The sequence below is a fragment of the Curtobacterium sp. PhB146 genome (genome assembly GCF_004342995.1).
GTDB lineage: Bacteria > Actinomycetota > Actinomycetes > Actinomycetales > Microbacteriaceae > Curtobacterium.
Genome location: NZ_SMBN01000003.1, coordinates 66,848 through 84,432, shown reverse-complemented (window position 1 = coordinate 84,432; position 17,585 = coordinate 66,848). Strand labels below are relative to the sequence as shown.

Sequence of the window (17,585 nt, the reverse complement as noted above, 5' to 3'; positions counted from 1 at the left end):
TCAGGGTGGGCCGACGAGGTCGATCGAGGTCGGTCAGTGGTTGACGATCAGGTACAGCACGTAGGCGACGGCAGCCGACGGCAGGATGCTGTCGATGCGGTCGAGCAGTCCGCCGTGCCCGGGCAGGAAGGACGAGATGTCCTTGATGCCGAGGTCGCGCTTGATCATCGACTCGGTGAGGTCACCCAGGGTCGCGGACCCGGAGATCAGCACGCCGAGCACGACGCCGGTCCACCACGGCAGGCCGAGCATGAGCCAGGCGACCAGGATGCCGACGATGATGCTCGCTGCGACCGATCCGGCGAAGCCCTCCCACGTCTTCTTCGGGCTGATCCGCGGCGCCATCGGGTGCTTGCCGAGGTTCAACCCGGTGGCGTAGGCACCGGTGTCGACAGCGACGACGACCAGGATGAAGCCGATCACCCACAGGTTGCCCTGCGACTGCGCGGAGAGCAGGACGACACAGGCGCCGAGCAGCGAGATGTACGCCTGCACGAACAGACCGTTCGTGACGTCGCGGAACACGTCGCCGGCCGACGGCTTCTGCCGCGAGAGCGCGACCTCGATCAGACGCCAGAGGCTGATCAGGACGATGCCACCGAGCAGTGTGAAGAGTGCCGCGACCTGCCCGAGCAGGAACGCCGCCGGCACGATCGCGATCGCGACGGCGACGCTCGGGATCCGCGGGACGTCCCGGCCCGCGAAGCGCATGGCGCTCGTGAGCTCGTAGACGCCCACGCCGAGCAGGAACGCCGCCACGACCATGAACGACGGTGGCCAGATGAGGAGCGTGCCGAGCATGACGACGGCGAACGCGAGCGCGATGCCGATCGCCGCCGGCAGGTTGCGCCCGGTGCGCGCCGTCAGGGCCTCGTTGCGCGCACCGAAGTCGGCCTTGCGCTGCCGGAGCTGCGCCTCGAAGTCGGTGCGGGCCGCTCGGGCACGCGCATCGAAGTCCTGGCGGAGCCCCTTCTTCACGGGCCCGGTGTGGTCGGGTCCGTGCTCTGCTGTGGGGCGTTCACCGCCCTGGTCCGGGCGGCGCATCAGACCTCGAGGAGTTCGGCTTCCTTCTTCTTCAGCGACTCGTCGATCTGGTCGACGTGCTTCTTCGTCAGGGCCTCGAGGTCCTTGTCGCCGCGCGAGATCTCGTCGTCCGAGATCTCACCCTTGAGCGCGTCGAGGTCGTCCTTGGCCTTGCGGCGGATGTTCCGGATGACGACCTTGTGGTCCTCGCCCTTCGTCCGCACGAGCTTGACGAACTCCTTGCGGCGGTCCTTGGTGAGCTCCGGGATCGTCACGCGGACGATGTCGCCGTCGTTCGTCGGGCTGGCGCCGAGGTTCGGGAACGTCGCGATGGCGCGCTCGATCTCCTTGAGCGCCGTCTTGTCGTACGGCGTCACGATGAGCGTGCGGGCCTCGGGCGTCTGCAGCGACGCGAGCTGCGCGAGCGGCGTCGGCGTGCCGTAGTACTCGACCGGGATCTTCTGGAAGAGCGCCGCGTTGATGCGGCCGGTGCGGACGGTCGAGAAGTCGTCCTTGGCGACCTCGACAGCCTTCGCCATCTTCTCGGTGGCTTCGGTCAGGACATCACTGATCACGGTGTTACTCCTTCGGTACTGGCGTCGAGTCTAGTCAGCGGTGCGGGTCAGTTGCTGACCACGGTGCCGATGCGCTCGCCACGGATGGCGGCCTGGACGTTGCCGTCGCCCTCCATGCCGAAGACGTGCATCGGCATGCCGTTGTCCATGCAGAGCGAGAACGCCGTGGCGTCGACGACCTTCAGGCCCTTCAGGAGTGCGTCCTGGTAGGTCACGTGGTGCAGCTTCTCGGCCGTGGCGTCCTTCTTCGGGTCCGCCGTGTACACGCCGTCGACACCGTTCTTGGCGACGAGGACCTCGTCGGCCTTGATCTCGAGTGCTCGCTGCGCGGCCACCGTGTCGGTCGAGAAGTACGGCAGACCGGCGCCGGCGCCGAAGATGACGACGCGGCCCTTCTCGAGGTGCCGCTCGGCGCGCCGCGGGATGTACGGCTCGGCGACCTGGGTCATCGCGATGGCCGACTGCACGCGCGTGGCGGCCCCGGCCTGCTCGAGGAAGTCCTGCAGGGCGAGCGCGTTCATCACGGTGCCGAGCATGCCCATGTAGTCGGCACGGCCGCGGTCCATCCCGCGCTGCGAGAGCTCGGCGCCGCGGAAGAAGTTGCCCCCGCCGACGACGATCGCGATCTCGACCTCGCGCGCGGCGACGGCGATCTCCTTGGCGATGGCCCCGATCACGTCGGGGTTCACGCCGAGCGATCCGGCCCCGAAGGCCTCTCCCGACAGCTTCAGCAGTACGCGGCGTCGTCCGGTCTTCTCGTCGGTCATCTGATCGCACCCTTCGTCGTGGTCTCGTGGAAATGTACTCGCGGATGTGTCGCGTGTGTGTCGCGCCCGGAGGCGCGAAAAACGGGGCCAGGAACCTGGTTGGTTCCTGACCCCGTCACGGGTTCGTTACGCGCCGACCTTGACGCGGGCGAAGCCCTGGATCGTGATGCCGGCGTTCTCGGCGGCCTTCGCGACGGAGATCTTGTTGTCCTTCGCGTAGTCCTGGTCGAGGAGCGACACCTGCTTGATGTAGGCGTTCACCCGACCCTCGACGATCTTCGGGAGCGCAGCCTCGGGCTTGCCCTCCTCGCGCGTGATCGCCTCGACGGTCGCACGCTCCTTGGCGATCTCGTCGGCCGGGACCTCGTCGCGGGTCAGGTACGTCGGGTTCGCGAACGCGACGTGCTGGGCGATCGAGCGGGCCTCGGCAGCGTTGTCACCCTCGTACGCGATGACGACGGCGATCTGCGGCGGCAGGTCCTGGCTGGTCTTGTGCAGGTAGATCTCGAAGGCCGAGCCCTCGACACGGCGGACCGTGCGGACCTCGAGCTTCTCGCCCAGTGCGGCGGCCGACTCGTTGACGACCTCGAGAACGGTCTTGCCGTCGACGGGGGCGGCGTTCGCGGCGGCGACGTCAGCTGCACCGGCGGCCGCGACGGCCCCGAGCACCTTGTCGGCCAGCGTCGTGAACTTCTCGTTCTTCGCGACGAAGTCGGTCTCGCTCGCGAGCTCGACGACCGTGGCGGCGCCGTTCTCGGAGCTCGCGACGACGACGCCCTCGGAGGTGGCACGGTCGTCGCGCTTGGCGACGGCCTTCGCACCCTTGATGCGGAGCAGCTCGACGGCCTTGTCGTAGTCGCCGTCGGCCTCGACGAGCGCGTTCTTCGCGTCCATCATGCCGGCGCCGAGGTCCTCGCGGAGCTTCTTCACGTCAGCAGCGGTGAAGTTTGCCATTGACTGTCCTTTCTGGACGGTACGTGTGTGGAGAGTGGTGACGCAGGCGCCGGACCCGATCGGGTCCGGCGCCTGCGACAGGTCACTCGGCGGGGGTGGTCTCCGCGGCTGCCTCGGCCTCGGCCGTCGGCTCCGCGTTCTTCGCGTCGTCGGCGATCGGCTCGCCGATCTCCTTCGCGGCGACCTGCGCGTCAGCGTTGTTCTCCTCGACGGTCGCACCCTCGGGAGCGGCGTCGGCGGACGGCGTCGCGGCGTCGCCACCGAGGAGCTCCTGCTCCCACTCGGCGAGGGGCTCTGCGGCCTCTTCGTCGTCGCCACCGTTGTGGCGGGTCTTCAGGCCCTCGGCCGCGGCGTCGGCGACGATGCGGGTGAGGAGACCGACGGAGCGGATCGCGTCGTCGTTGCCCGGGATCGGGTACGTGATCTCGTCGGGGTCGCAGTTGGTGTCGAGGATGCCGATGATCGGGATACCGAGCTTCTGCGCCTCGTCGACCGCGAGGTGCTCCTTCTTGGTGTCGACGATCCAGAGCGCGCTCGGGGTCCGCGTGAGGTTGCGGATACCACCGAGGGTCTTGTGGAGCTTGTCCAGCTCGCGCTTCTTGATGAGGAGCTCCTTCTTGGTGAAGCCCTTCGTCGTGTCGTCGAAGTCGATCTCCTCGAGCTCCTTCATGCGCGCGAGGCGCTTGGAGACCGTCTGGAAGTTCGTGAGCAGACCGCCGAGCCAACGCTGGTTGACGTACGGCTGGCCGACGCGGGTCGCCTGCTCGGCGATGGAGCCCTGCGCCTGCTTCTTGGTGCCCACGAAGAGGATCGTGCCACCGTGCGCGACCGTCTCCTTGACGAAGTCGTACGCGCGGTCGATGAAGGCCAGCGACTGCTGCAGGTCGATGATGTGGATGCCCGAGCGCTCGGCGAGGATGAAGCGCTTCACCTTCGGGTTCCACCGACGGGTCTGGTGTCCGAAGTGGACGCCGCTGTCGAGCAGCTGGCGGATGGTGACGACGGCCATGTGCCGTCCTCCTTCTGTGTTCTCGGAGCGCAGCTGTGCTGTGCCCCTGTTGCGGTTGTGTCGAGCACGACCGGAGGTCGTGATCCCTGGTGTCCTGGCACGCGACCGCCCGCTCGTGAGAGCGGGACCGGTGGTCGGGTGCCGGGTCGGAGACGGCGAACCGTTGACGACCCTGTGGACACGCGAAGTCAGCGCGCATCAGCGCACTGCTGGAGAAATGCTAGCAGACAGGAGGCCCGGATCACGCGCGCCGACCGGCTGACGTGATCCGGGCCTCCTGTCCGGTGTTCTGGGTGTCTCAGACGCGACTGATCACGCCTTCGCGTTCACCGTGTCGCCCTCGGCGGAGATGCCCATTTCCTCGAGCGAGCGACCCTTGGTCTCCGGGATCTTCGCGATGACGAAGAAGAACGAGATCAGCGCGAACAGCGCGTAGATGCCGTACGTGACCGTCAGGTTGAAGCCGGATAGCACCGGGAAGGTGATCGTGACGATGAAGTTCGCCACCCAGTTGGCGGCCGAGCCGATGCCGAGCGCCGTGGCGCGGATGCGGTTCGGGAACATCTCGCCGAGCAGCACCCACATGAGCGGACCCCACGTCGCGCCGAACGACACGACGAACAGGTTCGCGAAGATGAGGGCGATGACGCCCCACGCGCCGGGCAGGCTCGGGTTGCCGTCCACGATCGTCGACTGCGAGAACGCGATCGCGACCATCGCCAGCGACACGAACATGCCGGCGGAACCGGTGACGAGCAGCGGCTTCCGACCGATCTTGTCGACCAGGAAGATCGCGATGAAGGTCACGGCGACGTTGACCACCGAGGTGATCGTCGAGATGAGGAACGAGTCGCTCTCCTTGAACCCGACGGCCTGCCAGAGCGTCGTCGAGTAGTAGAAGATCACGTTGATGCCGACGAACTGCTGCAGCACGGCCAGGATGATGCCGACCCAGACGATGGGCTGCAGGCCGAAGCGGTTGCCCCGGATGGAGCCCTTCTTCTCGTTGGCTTCCTTCTTGATGCCGTCCTGGATCTCCTCCAGGCTCGTGTTCACCGTGTCGCGCGGGACGATCTTCGTCATGACCGCACGGGCGTCCTCCGTCCGCCCCTTGGCGAGCAGGTACCGCGGCGACTCCGGCAGCGTGATCGCCAGGATGCCGTAGACCACCGACGGGATCACGCCGACCAGGAACATCCAGCGCCAGGCCGGGAGGCCGAGGACGACCTCGGAGGCGCCACCGGCGGTGACGGCGAAGAACTGGTCGGAGAGCAGCGCGGCGAAGATACCGAGCGTGATGGCGAGCTGCTGGAACGAGGCCAGGCGCCCGCGGATCGCCTTCGGCGAGACCTCGGAGATGTACGCCGGCGCGATCACCGAGGCCGTACCGATGCCGAGGCCGCCGACGAGACGCCAGAGGACGAAGTCCCACGTGGCGAACGCGAAGCCCGAGCCGATCGAGCTCACCAGGAACAGCACCGCGGCCCAGAACATCACCCGGGTGCGACCCCAGCGGTCAGCGAGTCGACCAGCGAAGTAGGCGCCGAACGCACAGCCGATGAGCGCGGACGCGACGGCGAAGCCGCTCGCCGCCTCGGACAGGCCGAACTCGCCCTTGATGGCCTCGACGGCGCCGTTGATGACCGACGAGTCGAAGCCGAAGAGGAAACCGCCCACCGCTGCTGCGATGGCGAACGCGGTGACCTTCCCCTTGAACGCACGGTCCTCGCCGTGCCCGGTGGCTGTGTTGGACACGATGCTCCTGGGTTCTGCCGGCCGTGCTGCTGTGGGCACGGTGCCCCGGCGGTCGGCTCGTTCGCCGTCCGTGCGGCGTTGCGTGGTCCGGAGCGGCCCCGACTGTACTCCTCGTGGTGGATGTGGTCATAACCGGGTGCGCTCGGTGCGCGGGGCGGGGCGCGGGGCGCGGGCGGGTCGGGAGTCGCCTCGACTCGGAACGACACCGTCGATGTCGTGCGACATCGAGGACGTCGTTCGTTGCGGTCGCGTCGTCCCTCCACAGGCCGGGAGGCCCGCCCCACCCTCCACGGACCGCCTCACCTCGGTCGTGTAGCCGGTCCGTGGCGGACAGAGTGACGGCATGCTCCTGTTCCCCGGCTCCGGCACTCGGCTCCCTCCGGTCGCCGCGATGGTGGTGGTGATCGGGATGCTCGGGGCGTTCTGGACGGCCACCGCGTCGTTGCCCGAACCCGTGCCCGCGCCGGAGGACCTGCGCGACCACCGGTATGGCACGGCGGCGACTCGTGCTGCCGAACCGTGGATCTGGCCGACCGGAACGCGGGTGGTCGAGCGCGGGTGGGAGCCACCGTCCGACGACTACGCCGCCGGTCACCGCGGGATCGACGTGCCGGCGCCGCTCGGCACGAGTGCGGCGGCGGTCGACGACGGCACGGTGGCGTTCGCCGGACCCGTTGGCGGCAGGAGCGTCGTGACGGTCGACCACGGCGGCGGGCTCGTCAGCACCCTCGACTCGGTGCAGCCGCTCGTCGCCACTGGGGACGACGTCCGACAGGGTGATCAGGTCGGCTTGGTGTCCGTGGGGCACTGCCCGGCCTCGGCCCCGTGTCTGCACCTCGGCGCGCGGATCGACGGCCGCTACGTGGACCCGACGCCGTACCTTCCCGTGGCCGAGTGGCCCGTGCTGTTGCCGGAGTCCGCCTGGCCGGGGTGAGCGTCGGCGACGAGCGGTGGGCGACGTGCAACTTCGACGTGCGACGTAACGGTCGCGCCGTTCCAACGTTCCGACGCCGCGCAACCGCACGAGTGCGCGGCGCCGGTCCGGCGGTCGCTCGGCGCCGGTCCGACGGTCGCTCGGCGCCGGTCCGACGGTCGCTCGCGGGGCACGGCGCCGGTCCGGCGGTCGCGCCGTCAGGCGCGCGGGTGGGCCGTCCGGTAGACCTCGCGCAGCCGTGCTGAGGACACGTGCGTGTAGATCTGCGTCGTCCCGAGGCTCGCGTGCCCGAGCAGTTCTTGGACCGCCCGCAGGTCCGCTCCCCCGTCGAGCAGGTGCGTCGCCGCGGTGTGCCGGAAGGTGTGCGGTCCGCTCGGCCCTTCGCCGGGAAGGTCCCCGAGCAGCCGAGCCACCACGCGGTACGCACTCCGCACCCCGAGCCGGCCACCCTGGTCGCCGAGGAACAGTGCCGTGCTCGGTACGTCGGCCCGCGCCGCGAGGGTCGGACGCCCCCGCGACGTCCACGCCTCGAGTGCGTCACGGGCCGGGACACCGAACGGCACGACCCGCTCCTTCCCGCCCTTCCCGAGCACGCGGACCGTAAGCCGCCCGCGATCGACGTCGGCGACGTCGATGCCGACGAGCTCGCTCACCCGGATCGCCGCGGCGTACAGGAGCTCCACGAGCGCCAGGTCCCGCAGCGCACCGGGATCGTCGGTCGCTGCACGGGCCGCGAGGCCGTCGAGCAACCCACGGACCTGGTCGGCCGACACCACCCGCGGCAGGTGCGAGCCGCCCTTCGGTGCACGGAGCCGCACGCCGGCGTCCGTCGCGGTCACCCCGGTCTCGCTCGCCCACCGGGTGAACGCCCGCACCGACGACGACCGGCGGGCGATCGTGGACCGTGCGAGCCCCCGCTGGTCGGCTTCCCACAACCAGTCACGGAGGAGTTCGAGGTCGACCCCGTCGATGCCGACGACGTCGCGTCGCGCGGCGAACTCGACGAACTGCTCGAGGTCGTTCGCGTACGCGCGGAGCGTCTGCTCGCTGAGCCCCCTGGCGTGTCGAGCGTGCCCGAGGAACGAGTCGACCGCTGCCACGAGTCGCTCTTCCTTCTGCTCTGCTCGGTCCGCCACGTCGTCAGCGTACGGCTGGCCGACGTCATGCGCGGCCCCACCCGCCGCTGCTGTGCGCCACGAGCCCCTGCAACTGCGCGAGCGCGAGGGCGTCCGCCACCGCAGCTCCGGACAGCCCGGACCGTCGAGCGATCTCGGCCTCTGGCAGGGCACGACGGCCGAGCGCGTCGAGGACCCGGACGACCTCGGGATCGCGCTGGACCGACACGAGGGGTTCGTCCGCCGCCGCGGTCGCAGCGGATGGGGGCACGGGACGCATCGCGGCGACCGGGTCCCCCGGGTGCACGACGAGCTGCGCCCGGCCCTGCGCCACGAGCCGGTGGCACCCGACCGACGCCGAGGACGCGAACGCTCCCGGGACGGCGAACACCGGGCGACCGAGCTGCCCGGCGTGGTGCGCGGTGTTGAGCGCACCGGACCGCGCACCGGCCTCCACGACGACCGCAGCATCGGCGAGGGCGGCGATCAACCGGTTCCGGGCCAGGAAGCGCCACCGGGTCGGGCGGGTCCCCGGCGCCGACTCCGCCACCAGGGCGCCCTGCCGAGCGACGTTGTGGAGCAGCTGGACGTTGCCGGCGGGGTAGAGCTGATCGATCCCCCCGGCCAGGACCGCGATCGTCGGGACCCCTGCGGCGATCGCCACCCGGTGTGCGACCGCGTCGATCCCGTAGGCGCCGCCGCTGACGATCGTGCAGCCGGCGTCCGCGGCGGACGAGGTGATCTCGGCGGCTGCTTCGGCCCCGGCGATGGTGTTCGCCCGCGACCCGACCACGGCCAGGGCGGGTGCCCCGTCGCCGACACCCGCCGTGGCGCTGCGAGTCCAGAGCACGAGTGGTGCGTGGGGGCCGAGGTCGTCGATCGCCGTCGGCCACCCAGCGGACCCGGGCACGAGCAGTCGTGCCCCGACGGCTTCGGCCGAGGCGACGACGTCGGCCACGTCGGACCGGACCAAGCGCGGTCGCCACCGGTCGATGGCCGTGTGCAGGACACCGGCGAACGCATCGGGATCCTCCGCACCGGGTACGCCGGCCTCCACACACCCGTCGAGCAGATCCTCGAACGCACCGTCGGCTGCCAGCAGGACCGAGCCGAGGGCGCGCTCCGACCCGAGGGCCGCCATGAGCTCACCGGCGACGGAGTCCCCGGGCTCCACGATCACGGACCACGCGACCCGAGCGGCGGTCTGGACCGGGTCCGACGCACCGTCAGTCCCGAGGACCCGCCGGATCGCGGCGAGCAGTTCGCTGCCGTGGCCGGGCCCCACGCCGCTCACAGCGCGCTCCGCAGGGCAAGAGCACCCCGGACGTGTGCTCTGCTCGGACGGTCGACCGCTTCGAGGTCGGCGAGGGTCCACGCGAGCCGCATCACCCGGTCCCATCCCCGCATGGTCAGGGTGCCGAGGTCGAGCGCCCGGTCGAGCTCGGTGGTCGAACCGGGTTCGATCCGACCGTCCGCCCGCAGCCAGGCTCCGGTGACCTCGGCGTTCTTCGTCCACCCGGTGTCCCGGAGGCGTTCGGCCATCCGAGCGCGGGCCGCGGCGACGCCGGCGCGGGCCTCGGCCGTCGTCGGCGTGCTCCCGTCGGTACCACGCATCTTCCCGGTCGTCACCCGGGGCACGAGCACCCGGATGTCCATCCGGTCGAGCAGCGGTCCGGACATCCGCCCGAGGTAGCGCCGGACCGCACTCGGCGGACACTCACACGGTTGGCCGTGCGCTCCGCCGGCGTTGCCGCACGGGCAGGGATTGGCAGCGAGCACGACCTGGCACCGCGCGGGGAACTCGGCGGCGCCCGCAGCCCGGTGGATGGTGATCCGACCGGACTCGAGCGGCTGGCGGAGCGCGTCGAGCACCGCACGGGGGAACTCCGGTGCTTCGTCGAGGAACAGGATGCCGCCGGTCGCCCGCGACACTGCTCCGGGTCGCAGCACACCGGAGCCGCCGCCGATCAGGGAGATCGCCGACGCGGAGTGGTGCGGGGCCTCCCACGGGGGCTTCGTGCTCCACGACGCCGGCCCGAGTCCGGCGACGGACCGGACGGCGGCGACCTCGAGCGCGGTCGCGTCGTCGAGGTCGGGCAGGAGCCCGGGCAGGCGCTCCGCGAGCATCGTCTTGCCGGCACCGGGTGGACCGAGCAGGAGCGCATGGTGCCCACCGGCCGCCGCGGCGACGACGGCGCGCACCCCGATCGGGTTCCCGACGACATCCGCCAGTTCGGCCACCGGGCGTTGGACCGAGGGCACCGGCACCGGCAGCACCGCGTCGACCTCGACCGGCGGCAGCAGCGCGCCGGCGTCGATCGCAGCCGCACGGAGTGAGTCGACCCCGGTGGCGCGCACGCCGTCGACCACGCGGGCCTCGGGCAGGTTGCCGATCGGCAGCACGACTCGGTCGGCCCCGGCGTCGCGGGCGGCGAGCAACATCGGGATGACTCCGGCGACCGGTCGGACCCGACCGTCCAGACCGAGCTCCCCGATGTAGACGATCCGTTCACTGACGTCGGGTGCGAGTCCGGCGCCGGCGAGCACGGCCATCGCGATCGCCAGGTCGAACCCGGAACCCCGTTTCGGGATCGCCGCGGGCGTGAGGTTCACCGTGATCCGACGAGCCGGCAACGGACACCCGGCGTTCGCAGCGGCGGCACGGACTCGCTCGCGCGCCTCGCCGAGCGAAGTGTCCGGCAGTCCGATGATGCTGAAGGCGGGCAGCTGGCTGGTCAGGTGGGCCTCGACCTCGATCCGGCGCCCGGTCACGCCGAGCAGGGCGACGGCCGCAGCACGGCCGATGCCCGTCACAGCACACCCGCCACGTGTTGCACGGCCGTCCGCGGGCCGTCGACGTGGACCGCGACCACGTCGATGCGGATCGCGCGTGCCGACACCTCCGGATGGGCGTCGAACCACTCGGCCACGAGTCGTCGCATCCGGGTGAGCTTCGTCGCCGTGATCGCCTCGAACGGATGCCCCGTCGTCGTACCGGATCGCGTCTTCACCTCGATGAACGCGAGTGTGCAGGAATCCCACGCGACGATGTCGATCTCGCCCCGGGCGCACCGCCAATTCCGCTCGAGGACCCGGAAACCCCGTTCGTGCAACCACGCCACGGCCTGGTCCTCGCCGAACCGCCCCAGGCGGCCGTTCCGGAGTGTTCGTCCAGGGCGATCGTGCAGCTTCTGTTCCATGTCATTGCCTCCACGGCAACGATCGCGGGAACGGCAGCGAGGATGTGCACCGACGAAGACTCTGTGGAATCAGACGACGACGATCGCCCTTGGGGAGGAATGACGAAGGACCCGGGTGATCGCGATCATCCGGGTCCTTCGTCGACAGCGGCTCAGTGTGCGGCTGCGTACGCTTCCTGCACCTGGGTCGAGATACGACCACGGGTCGAGACCTCGTAGCCGTTCTCCTTCGCCCACTCGCGGATCTTGCCGAGCTCTTCGGAGTTGCCACGCTTCGGGGCCGACTTCGGCGCCGTGCTGCCGGTGCGACGACCGGAGACCTTGCGCGCTGCGGCGATGTAGTCGGAGATCGCTTCGCGGAACTTGTCGACGTTGTCGTTCGTCAGGTCGATCTCGTACGACGAGCCGTCGAAACCGAATTCGACCGTGCGACCTTCACCGGTGGTGATGGGGGAATCGTCGAGGTCGTCGACGAGCTGGACGGTGACCTTCTGTGCCATGCGCGGCTCCTGTTCATTGGACGGGAAATCCCGACCAGAATAGCGCGTGGAATTCCGGCACGTCACCGATCACCGGCGATTCACCGAATGCACCGGAATTGACGATCACTCGTCGAGTGCGAGTTCCTTCGGCAGTTCGAGTTCTCGCGATGTCAGTTCTTCGACATTCACGTCCTTGAACGTGAGGACGCGGACGCCCTTGACGAACCGGTCGGAACGGTAGACGTCCCACACCCAGACGTCGTTCATCGTCAGTTCGAAGTAGAAATCGTGTTCGGTGTCCCGGCGCACGAGTTCGACCTCGTTCGCCAGGTAGAAACGCCGCTCGGTCTCGACCACGTAGCGGAACTGCGACACGACGTCGCGGTACTCGCGGTACAGGGCCAGCTCGACCTCGCGGTCGTAGTCGTCGAATTCGTCCTCATCCATTGCGCCCACAGTCTACGGCGGCAGCCGCACCAGTGCGCGACAGCAGCTCGAGGGATGCACCCGAAGACGGAAGTGCGAACAAGCTCGGCGTCCGCTCCCGATCCGAGCCCACCGAGGTTCCACAACACGCCGTGTGCGCTCCGCCGAGGTTCCGCGGCGGCACCGGGCATGGGCCGAGATGCCGAGATTTCGGAACCTCGCGGGCCACAGGCACGGCAGGCGGGCGCGACGGCGGCGCGTCAGCTGACGAGCGCGTCGAAGCCCTCGAGTGACACGCTCGACGCCTGGTGCAGCCACGACTTGCGGTGCAGTGCGTGCGCCCCGACCGCGCGGATGGCGTCGTAGTGCGCGGTCGAGCCGTAGCCCTTGTTCGACGCCCAGGCGTAGTGCGGTGCCTCGTCGTGGGCTGCGATCATCAGGGCATCCCGCGCGACCTTCGCCACGATCGACGCCGCGGCGACCGAGGCGCAGTCCCGGTCGGCCTTGACCTGCACGACGACCTCGAGCGGGTCCGTCGTCGGACGGAGCGAGGCGGGGACGGCACGGGACAGCCAGTCGAAGGACCCGTCCAGCACGACGACGGCACCGTCGAGCGACAGGCCCCCGGCGACCAGCGACTCGAGCGCCTGCGCCCCCGCGGCTCCGAGCGCCGGGACGATCCCCTGCTTGTCGACGTACTCGGCGGACGCCATGCCGACGGCGGTGCGCGCCCACCGGGTGACGACGGGGACCAGGTCCGTCCGGCGGGTGGCGGACAGCAGCTTCGAGTCGGCCAGACCCTGCGGGACCCGCCCGACGTCGATCGTCACGGCCGCGACGCCCACGCCGACGGGACCGGCGATCGCACCGCGTCCGACCTCGTCCATCCCGATGACCGTGACACGGCCTTCGGCCAGCAGCCGCTTCTCGACGCGGAGGGAGGGGCGGACGGGGGTCACTGGTCGCGCTCCTCCACCCCGGCGAACACCTCGGGGTGGTCGTCGAGCCACGTCCAGCGGCTCGTCGGCCAGGAGATCACGAAGGCGCGGCCGGTCACGTCGGACAACGGCACGAACCCCTTCGACGGCGTGTCCCCGTTGTAGCGGGAGTCCTTGGAGTCGTTGCGGTTGTCGCCCATCACCCAGATGGTGCCCTTCGGCACGGTGACGGAGAAGTCGGTCGCTGAGGCAGGGGCGCCGGCCGGCAGCTTGAGGTACGGCTCCTTGATCGGGACGCCGTTCACGGACATCTGCCCGAGGTCGTTGCAGCAGGAGACCTTGTCCCCCGGCAGACCGATCACGCGCTTGATGAGGTGGTCGTCGCTGTCGCCCGTCCCGAGGCCGATCTGCGTGAGGACCCAGTCGATCGCCTTGGCGGGCTGGGTGTCCGGCGTGACGCTCGGCACCTCGGACCCGGCGAGCCATCCACCCGGGTCCTTGAACACGACGACGTCGCCGCGTTTCAGTGCCACGACACCCGGGACGAGTTCGTTGACGATCACGCGGTCGTTAATCTGCAGCGTGTTCTCCATCGACGCCGACGGGATGTAGAACGAGCGGATCAGGAACGTCTTGACCAAGAACGACACGAGCAGCGCCGCGATGAAGATGATGACGAGGTCGCGGAGGAATGTGAGGATCCCGTTGCGCTGCTTCTCGGGCCGGGGCCTGCGCCCGGATTCCTCAGTCGTGTCCGTCATTTCCGCTCTCGTTCACACCGTGCCCGCCCGGGTTCAGCGGGCGCAAAGGGAAAGCCCCCCGTCGATGCACAACCGTACATCGGCGAGGGGCCAGCAGCGGCGTCCGGCTCGCGGGCGCTCACTGTGAAGGCGATCAGGCGTCGCGCTTCTCCTTGATCTTGCGGCGGGCCGCCTTGCCGCGCAGTTCGCGCAGGTAGTAGAGCTTCGCGCGACGAACGTCACCCTTGGTGACGATCTCGATGTGGTCGATGATCGGCGAGTGCACCGGGAACCAGCGCTCGACGCCGACCTGGAAGCTCACCTTGCGGACCTTGAAGGTCTCGCCGATGCCGTGGCCCTGGCGGCCGATGACGACACCCTGGAAGACCTGGATACGCGAGCGCGTGCCTTCGACGATGTTCACGTGCACCTTGATGGTGTCACCGGCGCGGAAGTCCGGGACGTCGGTCCGCAGCGATGCTGCGTCGACGTTGTCGAGGAGCTGGCTCATGGCTGTTCTACTCTCTGCGGACGCACACGGGTCGCCGCGGATCGATGTCTGATGAAGTGGTGGTGCGTGCCCGGTGTCGGCGACTCCCCCGTGGCAGAGTCCAGCCAGGGCACAGCGATCCATACTGCCACACAGAACGCCGGGGGCAAAACAGCGAGGATGGACCTATGATCGAACTGCGCACCCCCACGGAACTCGACGGACTGCGAGTCGCCGGTCGGTTCGTGGCCGACGTCCTCGACGAACTGCTCGCCACGGTCGACGTCGGCGTGAACCTGCTCGAGCTCGACCGCGTCGCCGCGCGGATGATCGCCGACCGGGGCGCCGAGAGCTGCTACGTCGACTACCACCCCTCGTTCGGCAAGTCGCCGTTCGGCAAGAACCTGTGCACCTCGGTGAACGACGCGGCGCTGCACGGTCTGCCGTTCGACCACGTGCTGCAGGACGGCGACCTCGTCAGCCTCGACTTCGCCGCGAGCGTCGACGGCTGGGTGGCGGACTCCGCCGTGTCGGTGCAGGTCGGGACGCCCCGCGACGAGGACCAGACGCTCATCTCGACCGTCGAGCGCGCCCTCGCAGCCGGCATCGCGCAGGCTGCTCCGGGCAACAAGCTCGGTGACGTCTCGCACGCGATCGGGCACGTGGCGAAGGAGGCGGGCTACAGCGTCAACCTGCAGTTCGGCGGGCACGGTGTCGGTCACACGATGCACGGCGACCCGCACGTGCCGAACGACGGACGTCCGGGTCGCGGCCTGAAGCTCCGGCCGGGCCTGGTGGTCGCGATCGAGCCGTGGCTCATGCAGGGCACCGACGAGCTGTACCAGGACGACGACGGCTGGACGCTCCGGAGCGTCGACGGCTCACGTGCTGCGCACGTCGAGCACACGGTGGCGGTCACCGAGGCCGGACCCGAGGTCCTGACCCTGCGTCGCGCCCAGCGCGCCGAACCGACCAGCTGACGGACGGGAGGCGCGGTGCGGTCCCGCCCCGCGCCTCCCGTCCGTCACTGGTAGCGACCAGTGCCCCAAAGCGACAGTTCACGGGGAACGCACCGCAAGAACTGTCGCTCAGCGCGAAAACCGACCGGCCGGCCGCAGCCGGTCAGGCAGGCGGCAGCAGGTCCGGCCGGACCCGCCGCGTCCGCTCCACCTGCTGCTCGTGCCGCCACGCAGCGACCTTGCCGTGGTGGCCGCTGAGCAGCACCTCGGGCACGTCGTGGTCACGCCACACGGCGGGCTTCGTGTACGAGGGGTACTCGAGCAGGCCGTCCTCGTGGGACTCCTCGACCAGGGACTCGGGGTTGCCGACGACGCCGGGGACGAGTCGCCCGACGGCCTCGATCATGGCCATCGCCGCGACCTCGCCGCCGTTCAGCACGTAGTCGCCGAGCGAGAGTTCGACGACCGAGCAGCGTGACGCCGCCCACTCGAAGACGCGGGCGTCGATGCCCTCGTACCGCCCGCAGGCGAACACGAGGTGGTCGGACGTCGACGCGAGCGCGCGCGCGATGGACTGCTTGAACGGCGTGCCGGCGGGCGTCGGGACCACGAGGGTCGACGAGCCGTCCGGCCGCAGCAGGGCGTCCAGCGCCTGCGCCCACGGTTCCGGCTTCATCACCATGCCGGCGCCACCGCCGTACGGGGTGTCGTCGACGGTGCGGTGCCGGTCGGTCGTCCAGGAGCGCAGGTCGTGCACGTGCAGGTCGAGCAGCCCACCGGAGCGGGCCTTGCCGAGCAGGGACACGTCCAGCACGGAGAAGAACTCCGGGAAGATCGTGACGATGTCGATCCGCACGGCAGCTAGTCCGTGACCGTCTCGGGCCGGGAGGTGTCCTCGGGGTCCTCGAACAGGCCCTGCGGCGGCGTGACCGTGACGGTGCCGGACGCGATGTCGACCGCGGGCACGATCGCCGCGACGAACGGCACGAGGACCTCGCCGCGCGACGGGGTGTCGATCGCGAGCAGGTCCTGCGCCGGCATATGGTCGACCCGGGCGACGGTGCCGACCTCGACGCCGTCGCGCAGCACCTTCAGCCCGACCAGCTGGTGGTCGTACCAGGCGTCGTCCTCGCCGGTCTCGGCGTCGGCGTCCTGCTCGACCCAGAGGATGATCCGGGCGAGCGACTCGGCGCCGGTGCGGTCGTCGATCCCCGCGAAGAACGCGACGGGGTGACCGTTGTACCAGCGGAGCTCGTCCAGCTCGAGGGTCTTGCCCGACCACGGTGAGTCGTCGGGGACCTGGAGCGTGAACGTGGCACCGGGGGTGAATCGACGATCCGGGTCGTCGGTGTAGAGCTCCAGCTTGATGCCGCCCTTGAGCCCGTGTGCCTTCGTGATTCGACCCACCCGGAGCTGGGTCGTCTCCCTAGGAATCGGTGTCGACCACGTCGACCCGCACCCGCTTGCCGTCGGCCAGGGCCGAGACGAGGGTGCGGAGTGCCTTGGCGGTCCGCCCGGCACGACCGATCACGCGGCCGAGGTCCTCGGGGTGCACGCGCACCTCGAGGACCTCGCCCCGCGGGGAGGTGGAGCTGGCGACGCGCACGTCGTCAGGGTGATCGACGATCCCCTTGACGAGGTGCGTCAGCGCGGATTCGAGCAAGGACTACGCCTCGGTCGTCTCGTCGGCGGTCTCGGCGTCGTCGGTCTTGGCGGCGGGAGCCGTCTTCTCCGACTTCGGCTTGAGGACGGCCTTCTTCGAGGAATCGACCTGGAAGGCCTGCTTCGGCTCGGCGACCTTGACCTTGGACGCGGTGTCCTTCTCGCCCTTGAACTTGGCCCAGTCGCCGGTCAGCTTGAGGAGGGCCGCGACCTGCTCGGTCGGCTGCGCGCCGACGCCGAGCCAGTAGAGCGCACGCTCGGACTCGATCTTGATGACCGAGGGCTCCTCGGTCGGGTGGTACTGACCGATCTCCTCGAGGACACGACCATCGCGCTTGGTGCGCGAGTCGGCGACGACGATGCGGTAGTAGGGCGCACGGATCTTACCGAGACGCTTCAGACGGATCTTGACAGCCACAATTGCTCCTGTTTGCTTACGTTGTGGTTGAACTGGAACCGCGGGCGTGGGGGCACACACGGTGAAAGCTCGAGAGAGATCGCTCACAGCTGGATAGAGGGTCGAGCTGCGGCGATTCGACCGTTCATTCTTACAGAT

General features: G+C 69.7%; 21 protein-coding genes. 2 read left to right on the top strand and 19 right to left on the bottom strand.

Annotated elements, in window-relative coordinates; translation table 11 throughout:
• Positions 1 to 33 precede the first annotated feature (33 nt).
• From EDF33_RS12580 to EDF33_RS12555, 6 genes are all read right to left on the bottom strand, one after another.
• On the bottom strand, positions 34 to 1,044 hold the full coding sequence (locus EDF33_RS12580; protein WP_243692446.1) for a phosphatidate cytidylyltransferase: 1,011 nt from the start codon (positions 1,042 to 1,044) through the stop codon (positions 34 to 36).
• A complete protein-coding gene (gene frr / locus EDF33_RS12575) occupies positions 1,044 to 1,598 on the bottom strand; it encodes a ribosome recycling factor (protein WP_111086089.1) in 555 nt (184 codons plus the stop codon). The genes EDF33_RS12580 and frr overlap by 1 nt, the downstream gene beginning before the upstream one ends.
• A 47-nt stretch (positions 1,599 to 1,645) precedes the next feature.
• Entirely contained in the window at positions 1,646 to 2,365 is a 720-nt protein-coding gene (gene pyrH / locus EDF33_RS12570; protein WP_111086088.1) for a UMP kinase, read from the bottom strand.
• Between the two features lie 126 nt (positions 2,366 to 2,491).
• On the bottom strand, positions 2,492 to 3,319 hold the full coding sequence (tsf, locus tag EDF33_RS12565) for a translation elongation factor Ts (RefSeq protein WP_111086087.1): 828 nt from the start codon (positions 3,317 to 3,319) through the stop codon (positions 2,492 to 2,494).
• A gap of 82 nt (positions 3,320 to 3,401) precedes the next feature.
• A complete protein-coding gene (gene rpsB / locus EDF33_RS12560; protein WP_111086086.1) occupies positions 3,402 to 4,328 on the bottom strand; it encodes a 30S ribosomal protein S2 in 927 nt (308 codons plus the stop codon).
• Between the two features lie 312 nt (positions 4,329 to 4,640).
• Positions 4,641 to 6,083, bottom strand: coding sequence for a sugar porter family MFS transporter (locus EDF33_RS12555; RefSeq protein WP_243648762.1), 1,443 nt, complete (start codon positions 6,081 to 6,083; stop codon positions 4,641 to 4,643).
• A 343-nt stretch (positions 6,084 to 6,426) separates the two neighbouring features.
• Here EDF33_RS12555 and EDF33_RS12550 point away from each other — a divergent pair, with 343 nt between their 5' ends.
• Entirely contained in the window at positions 6,427 to 7,017 is a 591-nt protein-coding gene (locus EDF33_RS12550) for a M23 family metallopeptidase (protein ID WP_132100210.1), read from the top strand.
• Positions 7,018 to 7,214: 197 nt separating this feature from the next.
• Here the strand turns inward: EDF33_RS12550 and EDF33_RS12545 are convergent, their stop codons facing one another.
• From EDF33_RS12545 to rplS, 9 genes are all read right to left on the bottom strand, one after another.
• Positions 7,215 to 8,153, bottom strand: coding sequence for a tyrosine recombinase XerC (locus EDF33_RS12545; RefSeq protein WP_131879810.1), 939 nt, complete (start codon positions 8,151 to 8,153; stop codon positions 7,215 to 7,217).
• A gap of 25 nt (positions 8,154 to 8,178) precedes the next feature.
• Positions 8,179 to 9,426 (bottom strand): DNA-processing protein DprA, encoded by a 1,248-nt coding sequence (dprA, locus tag EDF33_RS12540; protein ID WP_165918814.1) that lies wholly within the window; start codon positions 9,424 to 9,426, stop codon positions 8,179 to 8,181.
• Positions 9,423 to 10,946: a YifB family Mg chelatase-like AAA ATPase gene (locus EDF33_RS12535; RefSeq protein WP_132100208.1), complete on the bottom strand. Its 1,524-nt coding sequence runs from the start codon at positions 10,944 to 10,946 to the stop codon at positions 9,423 to 9,425. The genes dprA and EDF33_RS12535 overlap by 4 nt, the downstream gene beginning before the upstream one ends.
• On the bottom strand, positions 10,943 to 11,332 hold the full coding sequence (locus EDF33_RS12530) for a YraN family protein (protein WP_123294793.1): 390 nt from the start codon (positions 11,330 to 11,332) through the stop codon (positions 10,943 to 10,945). Before EDF33_RS12530 ends, EDF33_RS12535 begins: the two co-directional genes overlap by 4 nt.
• Before the next feature lie 152 nt (positions 11,333 to 11,484).
• On the bottom strand, positions 11,485 to 11,832 hold the full coding sequence (locus EDF33_RS12525) for an Lsr2 family protein (RefSeq protein ID WP_111086073.1): 348 nt from the start codon (positions 11,830 to 11,832) through the stop codon (positions 11,485 to 11,487).
• 105 nt (positions 11,833 to 11,937) lie between these two features.
• Positions 11,938 to 12,261 carry a DUF2469 family protein gene (locus EDF33_RS12520; RefSeq protein WP_111086072.1) on the bottom strand — a complete coding sequence of 108 codons (324 nt, stop codon included), beginning with the start codon at positions 12,259 to 12,261 and terminating at the stop codon, positions 11,938 to 11,940.
• 239 nt (positions 12,262 to 12,500) lie between these two features.
• On the bottom strand, positions 12,501 to 13,199 hold the full coding sequence (locus EDF33_RS12515) for a ribonuclease HII (RefSeq protein ID WP_131879817.1): 699 nt from the start codon (positions 13,197 to 13,199) through the stop codon (positions 12,501 to 12,503).
• Positions 13,196 to 13,939 (bottom strand): signal peptidase I, encoded by a 744-nt coding sequence (gene lepB, locus EDF33_RS12510; RefSeq protein WP_111086070.1) that lies wholly within the window; start codon positions 13,937 to 13,939, stop codon positions 13,196 to 13,198. The genes EDF33_RS12515 and lepB overlap by 4 nt, the downstream gene beginning before the upstream one ends.
• Positions 13,940 to 14,072: 133 nt before the next feature.
• A complete protein-coding gene (gene rplS, locus EDF33_RS12505) occupies positions 14,073 to 14,429 on the bottom strand; it encodes a 50S ribosomal protein L19 (RefSeq protein ID WP_123339832.1) in 357 nt (118 codons plus the stop codon).
• 167 nt (positions 14,430 to 14,596) lie between these two features.
• Here rplS and map point away from each other — a divergent pair, with 167 nt between their 5' ends.
• Positions 14,597 to 15,388 (top strand): type I methionyl aminopeptidase, encoded by a 792-nt coding sequence (gene map, locus EDF33_RS12500; RefSeq protein WP_132100207.1) that lies wholly within the window; start codon positions 14,597 to 14,599, stop codon positions 15,386 to 15,388.
• A gap of 142 nt (positions 15,389 to 15,530) precedes the next feature.
• Here the strand turns inward: map and trmD are convergent, their stop codons facing one another.
• Genes trmD through rpsP form a run of 4 tightly spaced genes read right to left on the bottom strand, consistent with a single transcriptional unit; the run spans position 15,531 to position 17,447 of the window.
• Entirely contained in the window at positions 15,531 to 16,223 is a 693-nt protein-coding gene (gene trmD, locus EDF33_RS12495; RefSeq protein WP_132100206.1) for a tRNA (guanosine(37)-N1)-methyltransferase TrmD, read from the bottom strand.
• A 5-nt stretch (positions 16,224 to 16,228) separates the two neighbouring features.
• Positions 16,229 to 16,774: a ribosome maturation factor RimM gene (gene rimM, locus EDF33_RS12490; protein WP_123294799.1), complete on the bottom strand. Its 546-nt coding sequence runs from the start codon at positions 16,772 to 16,774 to the stop codon at positions 16,229 to 16,231.
• A gap of 19 nt (positions 16,775 to 16,793) precedes the next feature.
• Positions 16,794 to 17,030: an RNA-binding protein gene (locus EDF33_RS12485; protein ID WP_111086067.1), complete on the bottom strand. Its 237-nt coding sequence runs from the start codon at positions 17,028 to 17,030 to the stop codon at positions 16,794 to 16,796.
• Between the two features lie 3 nt (positions 17,031 to 17,033).
• Positions 17,034 to 17,447 carry a 30S ribosomal protein S16 gene (gene rpsP / locus EDF33_RS12480; RefSeq protein ID WP_111086066.1) on the bottom strand — a complete coding sequence of 138 codons (414 nt, stop codon included), beginning with the start codon at positions 17,445 to 17,447 and terminating at the stop codon, positions 17,034 to 17,036.
• Between the last annotated feature and the right edge of the window lie 138 nt (positions 17,448 to 17,585).

Coding starts and splice junctions, on each gene's coding strand:
- EDF33_RS12580 (WP_243692446.1), bottom strand. CDS start 1,044: ATGCGCCGCCCGGACCAGGGCGGTGAACGCCCCACAGCAGAGCACGGA.
- pyrH (WP_111086088.1), bottom strand. CDS start 2,365: ATGACCGACGAGAAGACCGGACGACGCCGCGTACTGCTGAAGCTGTCG.
- tsf (WP_111086087.1), bottom strand. CDS start 3,319: ATGGCAAACTTCACCGCTGCTGACGTGAAGAAGCTCCGCGAGGACCTC.
- rpsB (WP_111086086.1), bottom strand. CDS start 4,328: ATGGCCGTCGTCACCATCCGCCAGCTGCTCGACAGCGGCGTCCACTTC.
- EDF33_RS12550 (WP_132100210.1), top strand. CDS start 6,427: ATGCTCCTGTTCCCCGGCTCCGGCACTCGGCTCCCTCCGGTCGCCGCG.
- EDF33_RS12530 (WP_123294793.1), bottom strand. CDS start 11,332: ATGGAACAGAAGCTGCACGATCGCCCTGGACGAACACTCCGGAACGGC.
- EDF33_RS12525 (WP_111086073.1), bottom strand. CDS start 11,832: ATGGCACAGAAGGTCACCGTCCAGCTCGTCGACGACCTCGACGATTCC.
- EDF33_RS12520 (WP_111086072.1), bottom strand. CDS start 12,261: ATGGATGAGGACGAATTCGACGACTACGACCGCGAGGTCGAGCTGGCC.
- lepB (WP_111086070.1), bottom strand. CDS start 13,939: ATGACGGACACGACTGAGGAATCCGGGCGCAGGCCCCGGCCCGAGAAG.
- rplS (WP_123339832.1), bottom strand. CDS start 14,429: ATGAGCCAGCTCCTCGACAACGTCGACGCAGCATCGCTGCGGACCGAC.
- map (WP_132100207.1), top strand. CDS start 14,597: ATGATCGAACTGCGCACCCCCACGGAACTCGACGGACTGCGAGTCGCC.